The 13,360-nt window shown below is 46.0% G+C and carries 14 protein-coding genes; 4 read left to right on the top strand and 10 right to left on the bottom strand.

Annotation, left to right across the window (positions count from 1 at the left end; all coding sequences use genetic code 11):
- Nucleotides 1-231: 231 nt before the first annotated feature.
- The 3 genes from WAK81_RS00765 to WAK81_RS00755 all read right to left on the bottom strand — a co-directional run bounded on the left by WAK81_RS00765 (nucleotide 232) and on the right by WAK81_RS00755 (nucleotide 2,869).
- Nucleotides 232-1,185, bottom strand: a complete 954-nt coding sequence (locus tag WAK81_RS00765; RefSeq protein WP_422195279.1) for a 2-hydroxyacid dehydrogenase — start codon at nucleotides 1,183-1,185, stop codon at nucleotides 232-234.
- An 89-nt stretch (nucleotides 1,186-1,274) separates the two neighbouring features.
- The gene (locus tag WAK81_RS00760) at nucleotides 1,275-1,472 is read right to left on the bottom strand and encodes a hypothetical protein (protein ID WP_082180547.1); all 198 of its coding nucleotides are present in this window, start codon (nucleotides 1,470-1,472) and stop codon (nucleotides 1,275-1,277) included.
- A gap of 125 nt (nucleotides 1,473-1,597) precedes the next feature.
- Entirely contained in the window at nucleotides 1,598-2,869 is a 1,272-nt protein-coding gene (locus WAK81_RS00755) for a hypothetical protein (protein WP_422195278.1), read from the bottom strand.
- Between the two features lie 113 nt (nucleotides 2,870-2,982).
- Between WAK81_RS00755 and WAK81_RS00750 the strand changes: the two genes are divergently transcribed.
- Nucleotides 2,983-3,759, top strand: coding sequence for a class I SAM-dependent methyltransferase (locus tag WAK81_RS00750; protein ID WP_422195277.1), 777 nt, complete (start codon nucleotides 2,983-2,985; stop codon nucleotides 3,757-3,759).
- A gap of 14 nt (nucleotides 3,760-3,773) precedes the next feature.
- Nucleotides 3,774-4,361 (top strand): hypothetical protein, encoded by a 588-nt coding sequence (locus WAK81_RS00745; protein ID WP_422195276.1) that lies wholly within the window; start codon nucleotides 3,774-3,776, stop codon nucleotides 4,359-4,361.
- 136 nt (nucleotides 4,362-4,497) lie between these two features.
- Here the strand turns inward: WAK81_RS00745 and WAK81_RS00740 are convergent, their stop codons facing one another.
- Nucleotides 4,498-5,697, bottom strand: a complete 1,200-nt coding sequence (locus tag WAK81_RS00740; RefSeq protein ID WP_422195275.1) for a TIGR03862 family flavoprotein — start codon at nucleotides 5,695-5,697, stop codon at nucleotides 4,498-4,500.
- Between the two features lie 4 nt (nucleotides 5,698-5,701).
- On the bottom strand, nucleotides 5,702-6,346 hold the full coding sequence (locus WAK81_RS00735; protein ID WP_422195280.1) for an SAM-dependent methyltransferase: 645 nt from the start codon (nucleotides 6,344-6,346) through the stop codon (nucleotides 5,702-5,704).
- Nucleotides 6,347-6,430: 84 nt separating this feature from the next.
- On the opposite strand from WAK81_RS00735, the gene WAK81_RS00730 reads away from it, so the two are divergent.
- The gene (locus tag WAK81_RS00730) at nucleotides 6,431-6,604 is read left to right on the top strand and encodes a DNA gyrase inhibitor YacG (protein ID WP_005245864.1); all 174 of its coding nucleotides are present in this window, start codon (nucleotides 6,431-6,433) and stop codon (nucleotides 6,602-6,604) included.
- Between the two features lie 482 nt (nucleotides 6,605-7,086).
- Here WAK81_RS00730 and WAK81_RS00725 read toward each other — a convergent pair whose 3' ends face one another.
- From WAK81_RS00725 to WAK81_RS00705, 5 genes are all read right to left on the bottom strand, one after another.
- Entirely contained in the window at nucleotides 7,087-7,731 is a 645-nt protein-coding gene (locus tag WAK81_RS00725; protein WP_422195274.1) for an MBL fold metallo-hydrolase, read from the bottom strand.
- A 22-nt stretch (nucleotides 7,732-7,753) separates the two neighbouring features.
- Entirely contained in the window at nucleotides 7,754-8,767 is a 1,014-nt protein-coding gene (hemH, locus tag WAK81_RS00720; RefSeq protein WP_422195273.1) for a ferrochelatase, read from the bottom strand.
- A gap of 65 nt (nucleotides 8,768-8,832) precedes the next feature.
- Nucleotides 8,833-9,861: a DUF4062 domain-containing protein gene (locus WAK81_RS00715; RefSeq protein ID WP_422195272.1), complete on the bottom strand. Its 1,029-nt coding sequence runs from the start codon at nucleotides 9,859-9,861 to the stop codon at nucleotides 8,833-8,835.
- 116 nt (nucleotides 9,862-9,977) lie between these two features.
- On the bottom strand, nucleotides 9,978-10,850 hold the full coding sequence (gene murI, locus WAK81_RS00710) for a glutamate racemase (RefSeq protein WP_422195271.1): 873 nt from the start codon (nucleotides 10,848-10,850) through the stop codon (nucleotides 9,978-9,980).
- Between the two features lie 48 nt (nucleotides 10,851-10,898).
- The gene (locus tag WAK81_RS00705; RefSeq protein ID WP_422195270.1) at nucleotides 10,899-11,510 is read right to left on the bottom strand and encodes a DUF1285 domain-containing protein; all 612 of its coding nucleotides are present in this window, start codon (nucleotides 11,508-11,510) and stop codon (nucleotides 10,899-10,901) included.
- 186 nt (nucleotides 11,511-11,696) lie between these two features.
- Here WAK81_RS00705 and WAK81_RS00700 point away from each other — a divergent pair.
- A partial coding sequence (locus WAK81_RS00700) for a 4Fe-4S dicluster domain-containing protein (protein WP_422195269.1) occupies nucleotides 11,697-13,360 on the top strand: 1,664 nt, incomplete at its 3' end.

Genomic DNA, 13,360 nt, shown 5'->3' with positions numbered 1-13,360 from the left:
GTCAGAAAATCCAGCAGACCAAAGAAGTCTGGCGTGGCAATTCACAACAAGCGCCTATCGTGCAGCAGCCTTTAAGTCAGTCGAATGCGACGCAAAACCCAAATACACCACAGACTCAACCCCAGTCTGGATCAGCTACCAGTTATGCGGTAACCGATTTATAAAAAAAGCCCGTGATGGGCTTTTTTATTTTTAGAAAATAAAACTATTATCTTGTATCGACACGATTTATCAATTGACCTGTCGAATCGGCTGACCTTGTTTAAATGCTGCTACATTTTCCACCATCTGATCCACAATCCGTTGCCGTGCATCGACACTGCCCCAGGCATTATGTGGCGTCACAATCAGGTTGGGAATCGTTGAATCAAGTAACACATTGCCCTGTTTCGGTGGCTCTACCGTTAGAACATCCGTCGCTGCACCGGCAATCTTGCCTGCTCGCAAAGCCTCAACCAATGCCGCTTCATCGACAATACCACCACGCGCACAGTTAATTAAAAATGCACTGCTTTTCATTGCATCCAGTTCAGCATGACTGATTAAATGTCGGGTATCGTCGGTAAGTGGACAATGCAGACTGAGAAAATCAACTTGAGCAAGCAACTCTGCAAATGGCACACGAGATGCATCCGAGGTACGGTTTGGCAGCGCGGCAATGAGTACTTTCATGCCAAAGGCTTCGGCCAGTTTCGCCACCGCATGGCCCAGTTCGCCATAACCGATAATGCCCAATGTTTTTCCGGCCAGCTCGACAATCGGCGCATCCAGCAAGCAGAACTGGCTGGCTTTTTGCCATTCGCCTTGTTGTAACGCACGTTGGTAAGACAGGAATGAAGTTGCCAGATTGAGCATTAACATGATGGTATGCTGCGCGACTGCCGAAGTGCCATAAGCCTGACAGTTACATACCACGATCCCATGCGCTTTGGCTGCCGCAAGGTCGACATTATTGGTGCCGGTTGCAGAGATTAAAATGAGTTTGAGTTGAGGGCATTGCTGAATCGTAGCTGCATCGATCATCACCTTATTCGTAATGATGACATCGACATCGGCTACACGGGATGCAATTTTGGCAGCCGATGTCGCCGGATACAAAACCAGTGGATCAAATGCTGCATGCAGTGCCTGAAAGTCCAAATCCTGCTGGTCTAAAGAAGCATAGTCTAAATAAACGGCTTTCATTGCTGCCCCCTCAATCCTGTTTGACAATTTATGTCTGTCATTTAAAACAAGTCATTGAGACTTTTCAACCCGTTGCCAGCCTGAAGCAATTAATCCAGCGGTTTATCCATATGATTACGTAATGACTTGCGGATTCGATACACCACATACACGGACAGAATAATCATAAAGATGATGGACGCACTGACCATGATCACTGCAGGATGCACAGTTTCTGCATGCGCCAGATTGGGCAGAACCAAACCGAAGATAAAACATACTTGCATCATCCGAGTCGCTTGCATCATAGAGATCCCCTTCTTCGTTTCAACCATCGGGAACGATATAATTAGTTTATTATTTATACCGCTTATCTCTATATTATGCCAAGCTCATCACAAGTCAAGTAATTGTTTTTTATTAAAATTTTTAGTTAATTTATCTCACTGCGCGTCACAAACTGCGTATTTTTGTCACTATCGTCGATAAAAGAAGCAGCACCATACTCATTGGTACTCAGATTCAGCTGCTTATAGCTAAACATATAAAAATCGCTATAGCGCTTCATTAAAATCGGGTGCATACCCAGACTAAGTTCATCCTGTTCCTTGATCAGTTTCATGATATGCCGGTCATTCATCACCACCAGATAACGTTCATCATTCAGGTTAATGCTCAATAAACCGTTGCCTTTGGCATAAATCGGGATCAGGAATTTATGGTTCAGGGCAATTGCACCTTCTGCATAACTTTCGATTTTATGGCTGATGACATTAAATACCAGACCATGTCCATACTGGTCCAACAGCAACTGACGATTTTCCTGTGGCAAATTCACATGAATACCGAGCTTGAGCAGATCATGCTGATCGACCTGTCTATTGCGCAACAGTTCCCGCAGGATTACCTGTTTCTGGCTGGCATCAAAAAACTGGTTATCCAGTTGCAGATCGTTATTTTTCAGAATGTGTCCCAAGGCCATGCGGTGTCGTGGCAAGACATTTTCGATCACCTTGCGATAATAGAACTTGCTGTTTTTCTTGACCCGACGCATTTTCTGATAGAAATAACTCGGCTCATATTCATGCACCAAAAAGTCATAGAGCAATTCTGAACTGGCCAGAACTGCGATCGCATCATGCCCGGTAAAAGGCAAATGCAGCACATGATGATGCGGAATCAGCGCCTCTAATTTCAGATAATGCGCCCGATCTTCGGCACAGTAAGGATCATAAACAATAATATATTCACAGGCGTTGTCGATATCTTCGGCTGCAACCCGCATGCCCGCATTCAGCTCTGGCTGATAGAACATGTTGTAGCGGGCATCGTGTACATCCTCCGGATCAATCGAGTATTGCGGCACCATCGCCACCACCCGTTGCACGCCCAAGGCACGGGAATATTTGATCGCGGCATAGCCACCCATCGAGCCGCCATACGCAATACGCTGCTGAAACGGCGCAATCAGATCTGCGATTGCCTGTAACATGTTCCACATGGAACCTTGCGGAAACCAGGATTTATGCTTGGGCATAATGCCAAGTACATTAAACTCGAATTTCGCCAGTGACTTTTCTGCATTGATGTTGAGGCCCTTGGCACGGGTAATCAAATCGCCAAATGAAAAAATCAGCTCTGAAGAAGATCCCGGCATAAAAATCGCGCGTATATGTTCATCTTCAAAAACAATCTGCTTGTCCATAACTTTCCCGTGCTGGTAAATCGAACCCTTCCACAACAATTCAGTCAATGAACGCTGTCAAAAAAGTGAATATGCTATTTTATATCGATCAAAAAGATTAAAAAGCGCAAAATATGACACAATCATTACATCCGGCAGCAAAACGGGGTTTTAGTGCGTCTGCTGAGCTCTATCAGCAAGTGCGCCCCGATTATCCGGCAGAAATCAGCCAATGGCTGAGTGAGACGCTGGCTTTGCCTGCAGATGCGCATCTTCTGGATTTGGGCAGTGGAACTGGCAAGTTTATTCCCTATTTACGCCCGCTCAGTAAGCATATTATCGCGATTGATCCTGTCCCGGAAATGCTGGCTCAATTAAAACAGGCGCATCCGGACATTCATGCTCTTGAAGGCGTTAGCCATCACCTTCCCCTGCCCGATCATAGCCTGAATGCGGTATTTTGTGCACAGTCATTTCACTGGTTTGCCGATTCTGCTACCTTACAAGAATTAGACCGGGTACTCAAACCGCATGGTTATCTGGTGTTAATCTGGAATCAGCGTGATACTCGGGTAGACTGGGTTCAGGCCTTGGCCGAATGTATTGCCCCCTTGGAAGGCGATACTCCACGCTATCATAGTGGCGCCTGGCGCAAGGTCTTTGCACAGCAAACGCTATTTCAGCCCTATGCAGAAACCATAATGACCCAGCAACAGCATGGTAGTGTGGAGCAGGTGGTATCCAAGCGGCTGCTCTCGACCAGTTTTATTGCAGCCCTGCCGGTACAGCAGCAGGCACAGTTAAAACAACAATTTGAACAGATCATCCAGCAATATATAGCCAAGAGCGCAGAGGAAATGATCAATTTTCCTTATGTCACTCATATCTATGTGTTCAAGAAAAGTAATTAAAACAGGAGGCGATCATGCATAAAATACCAGGAATGACACGAACGCTGTTGTTCGCTGCGGCCATGCTGCTGATGGCATGTGACCAGAAAACTGCCGAAACTCCGGCTGAAGCGACAACAGATAATACGGCTTCAGATCAAGTCATGCAGGAACTGAAAACCGAGCCGCTGAAAGACTTCCCTAAAACTGCCGATGATCCTAATGATATTGCCGCATTGACGGATTATGAACAGCGCTTCCAGGAAATGAGCAGCGACCTGGAAAAAGAATTAAACAGCATGCGCGATGATGAAAATATGACAGAAGAATTTGTCCAGCAACGTCAGCGTGATCATGTCCAGTCAGCATTGAATATGTTGAAGGCTTTAGAACTGAAAACCGAACAGGGCCGTTATATTCAGGGCTTAATGTATCAATACTGGGAACATCAAGACAAATTACTCAATACTCCCAAGACTCAAACTGCACCCGTGAATGAAGCCAGTGAGAATGTAAAGGGTCTAGGGAAATATCTACACGCTCAAGAACAGCTGGAACGCTGGCGTTCGCAATATCCAGATCTCGCCAAGAAAGAACCAGCTTCCCGGCAAGTGAAGGAATAGTCTAGGATGCGAGAATGGCACACAGCTTAGATCAAATACAAAAATAATCTAAGCTGAGCTGGCAGCTTTAAAACAGTGTGGATTAGCAAGACCTATTCTGCTGAGCCTGAATCTCAGTATAAGCGCCAGAAATGACTTAATCTGCTGTCAGAAACTGATGCACACCCTCACCTGCCGTGCGACCTGTAGCGAAACAGGCGGTCAGCAGATAACCACCCGTCGGTGCATCCCAATCCAGCATTTCTCCACACAGAAATACATGTGGATTAGATTTCAATTGTAGCTGTTCTGACAACACTTCACGCTTGACACCACCTGCACAGCTAATCGCCTCTTCAATCGGGCGGAAACCTGTGAGTGGAATGGTCAAATGTTTAATTTTTTTGGCTAATTCAGCAGCATCTTGCCATAATGACTTGGCTACCAATTCCCGCACTAAAGCCGCCTTGGCACCATCCAATCCGGCTTTACGCCAGACATTACTTAAAGACTGCTTCTTGCTTGGCTGTAGTTTTCTCGTCAATTGTTCAACACTTTGGTCAGGAAAAAGATCCAGACTAAGCTGCATGTTTTGGCCCTGTTTCAGCTGCTCGCGTAAGCCCCGACCCTGCTTATAGATCAGACCACTTTCCAGACCATAATGACTGATCACGATATCGCCGATGGTCTTTTCACCTTGCCCAACCCATGCCTCGACACGCTTTAAAGGTTGACCAAAGACTGGCTGCATAAACCGAGACCAGGGATATTCCACTCCGGCATTACTGGCCTGAAAAGGCTCAATTTCATCCGGCTTTAACCAGGTTTGCCATGCACCATCACTACCCAACGCTGACCAGGACACTGCACCACAAGCCAGAATAATGGCATCAAAATGTTCAGTGCGATGTTCATTATTTTTCAGATCATGCAGCTCAAGCTGTTGCTGCTGCAACTGTCTGACTTTATGTCGGTAATGAAACTGAACGCCATCACTAGCCAAACGCTTGAGCCAGGCACGCAACAAGGGTGCGGCTTTCATTTCAGTCGGGAATACCCGGCCGGATGAACCAATATAAGGCTCAATGCCAAGCTGTTTCATCCAGTCTTGAATCCAGAGCGCATCCCAGCGTTTGATCCAGGGAGACAACCACTCCACCTGATCATAACGCTGTACAAACTGTGGCACAGGCTCGGCATGGGAGATATTCAGGCCGGTCTTGCCTGCCATCAGGAATTTTCGCGCAGCAGACGGTTTTTGCTCATAGACATGCAGCTCATAATCAAACTGACTGAGCACTTCTGCCGCCATTAACCCCGCAGGGCCTGCGCCCACAATAGCAATGCGTTTGCTCATCTGCTTATTCCGCTACGGTGGCATTCTGCCCTTGTAAAGGCTGGAAATCATCAAAACGCGTTACATATCTTTCAGGCTTGCTGATGATCAGTTGCTGGCATAATTCGCCACGTTCCAGATATTTAATTTCAAAATGGGTACGCGCCGAATCTGCAGCAATCACTTCTTTGACAAAAGGCAGCTTCCAGAGCTCTCGCACCTGTATTTCTGCTTCTTCGATATAGGCAGGAATATTACTGGCCAAAGTAATCGTTCCCCCGGTTTTCAGGCGGGAAAGCAGAAACTCAAAAAATGGCATATTGATCCAGCGCTGTGCCGGATTATGCGGTTCAGGATTTGGATATAAAATAAAGAATTGTTCTACCTGTTGCGGATATAATGCATGCACGATCCACGGCAAAGCATCGGCATGAACGGTCTTTAAATTGGTTTGACCTTCAACAGCGTGCTGTTTTTGCATCGCCAGAAATTTTTCCCGGGTACGTTCAATCGCAATCAATTGACTGTCGGGATTGTTCTTGCTGAATAACAAGGCATGTTTACCTTTACCTGCTCCGACTTCGACGCAGACCGGTTCAGGACTGATGCTTTGAAAATCACGGGGCGCATGCATACGCTGTGCTTGAAATTGACGAATCGGCATAATCAGATCAAACTAATAAAAACCGCATAAGTCTAACAAGTGCGGCTATATTTGCCTAATCGAACCTTTATTTTTCTTTGGAGTCACCTCATGCCTACCACTTTAAACTGTCCGCGTTGTGGCAAGCTGACCACTTGGGAAGATAATGATTACCGTCCTTTCTGTTCAGAGCGTTGCAAGATGATTGATCTGGGGGCTTGGGCCAATGAAGAATATAGTTTGCCTACCCAAGATGCACCACAAGCCGATAACAGCGAAGAATAAAAGGATGGGAGTATCTTGAATAATCAACACCCCAATCAGATCGATCCAGGGTTAATCCAGTCCCGTGATTAACCTTTCACAACAATTGAAACATCCAATTATTTATCAATAAAAAACAACAACTAATAATTTTTAAGCTATAATGACATGATAAAAATACCCATAGATGCCTTTTAAGGACCGCTGTTCAAATAATCATATATCTGGGTAATTAAGTGTAATAACGATAAATATCAAGAAAATTATTCATACAGGAGAAAGCAATGGGGCTTTGGTGCTTAAAAATCCTATTTTTTATATGTATTGGTCTCAGCCTGATAAGTTTGAGCTTTGGAATTTATCTTTTCGATCTGATTATTATTGCGATTGGCATTTTACTAATTCTTGCTGCCATTCTGATTGTTCTAGAATTAAAACAATCCTATAGCGGACCATTTCATCGGGATTGATGCAGCCGATTCATCAATCCCGAGTTAAAACTGTTAACCTGCTTTACCTGCAACAAACGGATTATGCTGCTTTTCAAAACCAATCGTACTGATTGGTCCATGTCCTGAAATAAATTGGGTCTCATCCGGCAGGCTAAAACATTCACGCTGAATGGAATCTAAGAGCTGTTGATGATTACCACGCGGGAAATCAGTCCGGCCAATCGAGCCTTTAAACAATACATCCCCTGTCCATAACAAGTCATAATTTTTGTTATAGAACATCACGTGACCCGGCGTATGTCCCGGGGCAAAACGCACTTCAAATTCTTCATTGCCAAGGGTGAGCACTTCACTACCTTCCAACCACTGGGTCACTTCGACTTTTTCCGGGATCGGAAAGCCATAACGTGCAGAAACTTCCTGGATCATGTCGAGCCAGAATGCATCTTCCTTATGCGGTCCGATTACCGGTACATCCCATGCCTTTTTTAATGCACCCACCGCACCCGCATGATCCAGATGGCCATGAGTGAGCCACAGGGCTTTAACCGTTAAACCCAGTGCTTCCACTTCAGCTTTCAGTTTTTCAGGTTCGCCCCCTGCATCAATCAAAATGGCTTCTTTAGTGTCCGTATCCCAAACGATGGAACAGTTTTGCTGAAATGCAGTAACCGGAACAATTTTGACTTGTAACATGGGGTGAAAAACCTCGGGCAAGTTAATGGGCAAGTGTCTGTGTCAATGCATCCAGATTAGCCTGAAGCAGACTATTGAGCAATCGCAAATGATCTTCACGGCTATTTAATGCCGGAATATAGCGATAGCTTTCGCCACCCATTGCTTTAAAGGTCTCGGCATTTTCTATCGCCAGCTCTTCAAGCGTCTCCAGACAGTCCGCGGAAAATGCAGGACTCATCACCTGAATTGATTTCACCCCTTGCTTGGCCCAATCTTCCAGCAAAACATCGGTATAGGGCTTGATCCATTCCTGCTTGCCAAAACGTGACTGGAAGCTGATCGCATATTGATCTTCATTTAAACCCAAGGCTTCCGCCACCAATTTGCCCGTGATCCGGCAACGGTCGGCATAAGGATCACCTTTATCAGCATAAGGCTGTGGAATGCCGTGAAAAGACATCAATAATTTCTCTGGCTGACCATGAATTCCCTGATAGTCACGTACGCTTTGAGCCAGCGACTGGATAAATAAAGGATGTTGATAATAATCCCGGATCACAGTCAAACCGGGTAAATTACGCTGTTTAACCACCCATTTCGCCACAGCATCGTATAGAGGTGCGGTCGACGTGGCAGAATATTGTGGAAACAAGGGAAATAGAATCACGTGTTCCTGTGGCTGCACGGAGACCTGTGCCAAGACATCCTGAATATTCGGATTGCCATAGGTCATGGCAGATACCACATTCAATTCAAACTGCGGATAAAGCTGGGTTAAATGCGTCTTGACTGCTGCCACCTGCTCAAACAGAATTTCACGCATCGGCGAATCTTGTCCCCATACTTGCGCATAGGCCTGTGACACCCGCTTTGGACGGAAGGGCAAAATAAATAAGCGCAGAATGATTTGCCAAATCGGTTTGGGAATTTCAATCACACGCTGATCAGATAAAAACTGCTTGAGGAAACGGCGTACCGCTGGAATCGTAGGCTCATCTGGTGTGCCCAAGTTTGCCAATATAATCGTCACTTTCGCTTTAGCAGGAGAATACATTCAGTTCGTCCGTCAGGATATCAACCCCTGTACTTTAACAGCTTTTTATTTATTCTCTCTATGGATTAATACGCTGACTTATATTGAAAAGTGCGATCTAAATCCAGCAAGCTGCTGTCCAGCAACTTTTGCGCTTTTGGCGTGATCTGCCACAGCATGCGCTGTCGGTCATCACGACCGGATGGCACAATCCAGTCATTCTGGCGCATTTGGATTTTCAAACTATGCAAGGCACGAATATTCATCTGGGCACGCGTCACTGCATGTGCACGCGGCATTTCTACAAGAGCATCTTGCAGACCGGTTTCATTCAGATATTCATTCATACGCTTCGAGAAAAATTCCTCAGGGGTCGGATTAACAAAGGTTGAACCCAGCAACGCCAATAATTGTGCCCAAGTCAGTTTTTTCTGGACTTTGATTTCCTTGAAGTTACCATCCTGATAAGCATGCATCCGGTATTCAAAAGAAAAAACTTCATGCATCGCCACTTTGGGCAAGCTCAAGAATGGATCAACCTCTGCAGTTCCGCCATCGCGTTCCAGTTGGGCCACTTTAGCTTTAAGCTGGTCAATCTCGTCATGCAGCGCCTGGGTATTTTGCGGACGCACCCAGCCGGTCACCGGATAACGCTCCAGCATTTGTGGCATGTTAAAACGCACTGCCATTTCCAGATCGCGCATGCTGCGGTAAGTAAAGACCTGATCCACTTCCTGCTGTAACAGTTGACGGAATTCCTTAAATTTTTCCTGTAATTCCGGTTTGGCATCATGCAATGCACTGTCACGTGATGCCGGATCATCATGCATAAACACAATAATCGGTTTTTGCTTGGTCACTGCATAAATATATTCGAGATGCATATAGCCGACACCCGATACCGACTGCTCCCCATACTGGCTTCCCAGCAGAATCACGACATAATCACAGTCATCAATCTGGCGGCGTGCAAATGCTGTATTCAGCGGTGTACGCTGTTCCAGCCCCCACGAGAAAAACCCCATTCCTACCAGTGTTTGAGACAGAATGATGCGCTCCGGTTGCATTTCTGCCCCAGAGGTTGAGATGAACACTTGGTACCGTTTATCCAGCATGGGCTATCCTCTTCTCCTGTACATTTGCGTAAAAAATGCATCATCACATGCTTCTTTACCCAATATGGCCACCCCAAAATCAAAATATCTTTCTTCTTAAATTATAAAAATGAGTTTTAGACCGCACTCATATTACTGACCTGCCATTTTAAATCGGCCGGAATCAGGTGCTGCAAAATCGGTCGGAGCTGTTCAGCATTCTGCCCACTCACCACCAGTTCAATTTTTACGCTTTCGCTAGACTCACGCTCAAATAATAACCCATTTTTAATTAAAATTCGGGCCGTTTGTCTTGCAACCGCGAATCCTGAGTCAATTAATGTCAGCTTTTGACCAAAAATATACTGAATTGACGATTTTAGAAAGGGGTAATGTGTACATCCTAACACTAAATAATCAGCGCCCTGATCTACAACTGGTTGTAAAATCTCTTTTAATGTGTGCAAACAGGCTGTACTCATCTGCTCTCCAGCCTCAACAAAAGGCACCAGATCTAGACTGGTCACAGGCAGGACTTTAACTTGAGCCGGTTCGGCAAAACGGGCAATGACATCTTTAATCAACTGGCCCCGGAAGGTCGCGGGCGTGGCCAGTACCGCCACCGTTTTTGACTGGGTATTCAAGACGGCCGGTTTAAGCGCGGGTACTAAACCGATAATCGGAAAGTTTTCACCATAATAGTCACGCAAATAATCCAGACTAAAAGCGGAAGCGGTATTACAAGCCACCACCGCAACTTTACAACCTTGACGATAAAGCCATTCAATCGCCTGAGCCGTCAGGGCACGAATTTCCTGATCATCTCTCGGACCATAAGGCACATGCGCAGTATCCGCATAATAGACAAAGCGCTCATTAGGCAAATGGCGGGCAATTTCCAGGGCGACTGACAAGCCACCTACGCCTGAGTCAAAAATACCAATCGGCGCATCTGCCGTGGCATTGGGCATCGGGTCTAATAGCTGGGAAATTGGTTGAATAGCGCTCATAACGTTGCAGGTGGCTTGTTTGAAATTTCTAGCGATCAAGCTTAAACCTCAGGTGCTCAAATGCAAGTCTAAATCACCACTTTTCAAACTTAAAACGGTTTCGCCTGCCGGATTTTCATCAAGCTCGCCCATCTCGACCAGATGTAAAAATGCCGCACGCTGGATTAGGGCATTGATCCCAAAACGTACATGCAGATAAGGCCGTAGTTCACCTTTATATTCACGCATAAAGATCGGATGTTCAGCATCGACAATAATCAGGTCTTGCGTGGTCGTGCCCAGTTGCAGATAAGTCACTCCATTGATCTCAACCCGATCGACCTGATTGACAAATAAAGGTTCATCTTCAACTTCAATTTCAATCATTTCTACCGGTGTTTTTAGATAGAATTTATCGTTTTCTTTCCAGAGCACCGTTGCAAACAGGTCAATCATCTTCTGACGCTTGATCAATTGACCTTCGTGCCACCATTCGCCGTTAGCTAAAACCTTCAGATCCATTGCTCCGCAATGCTTTGGCTGCCATTGCTCCAAAGGGGGAATTGACCTTTTGTGACTGCCCTGTGCATCTTTTAAGTATTGTGCGATATCCATTAAATTTTTATCATCGGGATAAGTTACTTTTTTCGTCGGATTTGTGCTGGGTACTGGCTTATCCATAAAAGAAGACCTTAATGACGGAAAAATAATATGTTTCAGCCAATTGGCTAAAACCGGCTTTAAAACTATACTAGCCCAGATTATCAAAGACACCAGCATTTTTGTGTCTAGGAACCAAGAACACTTATGGCAGCACCCAACCATCCGGTTATGGTTGCCACCGAATAGTAATATGAGGAGTCCTACATGGAACACATCGAACGTGAATCGATGGAGTTTGACGTCGTCATCGTAGGCGCAGGCCCTGCGGGTCTTTCTGCTGCGATCAAAATCCGTCAACTTGCAATTGAAAACAACTTAAACGATTTGTCCGTTTGTGTCGTAGAAAAAGGCTCCGAAGTCGGTGCACATATTCTTTCCGGTGCGGTGCTTGAACCACGTGCCATGAACGAGCTGTTCCCGGACTGGAAAGAACAGGGTGCCCCGCTTAATGTCCCGGTGACTGAAGATAAAACCTTCTTCCTGCTGTCAGATGAAAAATCACAGGAAGCACCGCACTGGATGGTGCCTAAAACCATGCACAATGATGGCAACTATGTCATCTCGCTCGGCAACGTGGTGCGCTGGTTAGGCCAGAAAGCGGAAGAACTGGAAGTGTCGATCTTCCCAGGCTTTGCAGCCTCTGAAATTCTGTACCATGCCGATGGCACGGTAAAAGGCATCCAAACTGGCGACATGGGTATTGGGAAAGATGGCGAACCGACGCACAACTTTACCCCGGGTTATGAACTGCATGCCAAATACACGTTATTTGCAGAAGGTTGTCGTGGTCACCTCGGTAAGCGTTTAATCCAAAAGTTCAACCTGGACAAGGACGCTGATCCACAGCACTACGGTATCGGGATTAAGGAACTCTGGGAAATCGATCCTGCCAAGCACAAACCGGGTCTGGTGATGCACGGTGCCGGCTGGCCATTGAATGAGACTGGCTCTTCAGGTGGCTGGTGGCTATATCATGCTGAAAACAATCAGGTGACTTTGGGCATGATCGTAGACCTATCTTATCAAAACCCGCACATGTATCCGTTTATGGAAATGCAGCGCTGGAAAACCCATCCATTGATCAAACAATATCTGGAAGGTGGTAAGCGTATTTCTTATGGTGCCCGTGCCGTGACCAAAGGTGGTTTTAACTCGCTACCAAAATTCACCTTCCCGGGTGGCTCATTGATTGGTGATGATGCCGGCTTCCTGAATTTTGCCAAAATCAAGGGCTCACATACGGCAATGAAATCCGGCATGCTCTGCGGTGAAGCGGTGTTTGAAGCGATTGCGGCCGGTGTAGAAAAAGGTGGGGATCTGGCGGTAGCACGTGTAGTTGAAGGCGAAGATTTCTTTGTCAAAGAACTGAACGCTTATACCGACAAGTTCAACAACAGCTGGCTGAAAGAAGAGCTCTATAACTCGCGTAACTTTGGCCCGGCGATGCACAAGTTCGGTCAATGGATCGGTGGTGCCTTTAACTTTATCGACCAGAACGTGTTTAAAGTGCCATTCACTCTGCATGATCTGTTGCCTGACTTCAAGGCATTAAAAACTGTCGATACAGTGAACTTCAAGCCGAACTATCCAAAACCGGATGGCAAGCTGACCTTTGACCGCCTGTCTTCAGTGTTTGTATCGAACACTATTCATGAAGAAAACCAGCCAGCACATTTGAAACTCACCGATGCTTCGATTCCGGTGGAAGTGAACTTGCCGACATGGGACGAGCCCGCACAGCGTTACTGCCCGGCGGGGGTGTATGAAATCATGGAAAATAATGACGGTTCCAAGCGTTTCCAGATTAATGCAGCCAACTGTGTGCACTGCAAGACCTGTGACATCAAGGATCCGTCCCAGAACATCAC

This window comes from Acinetobacter sp., from assembly GCF_049284435.1.
In the GTDB taxonomy this organism is placed as follows: domain Bacteria; phylum Pseudomonadota; class Gammaproteobacteria; order Pseudomonadales; family Moraxellaceae; genus Acinetobacter.
This window is presented reverse-complemented; position numbering and strand designations above follow the sequence as displayed.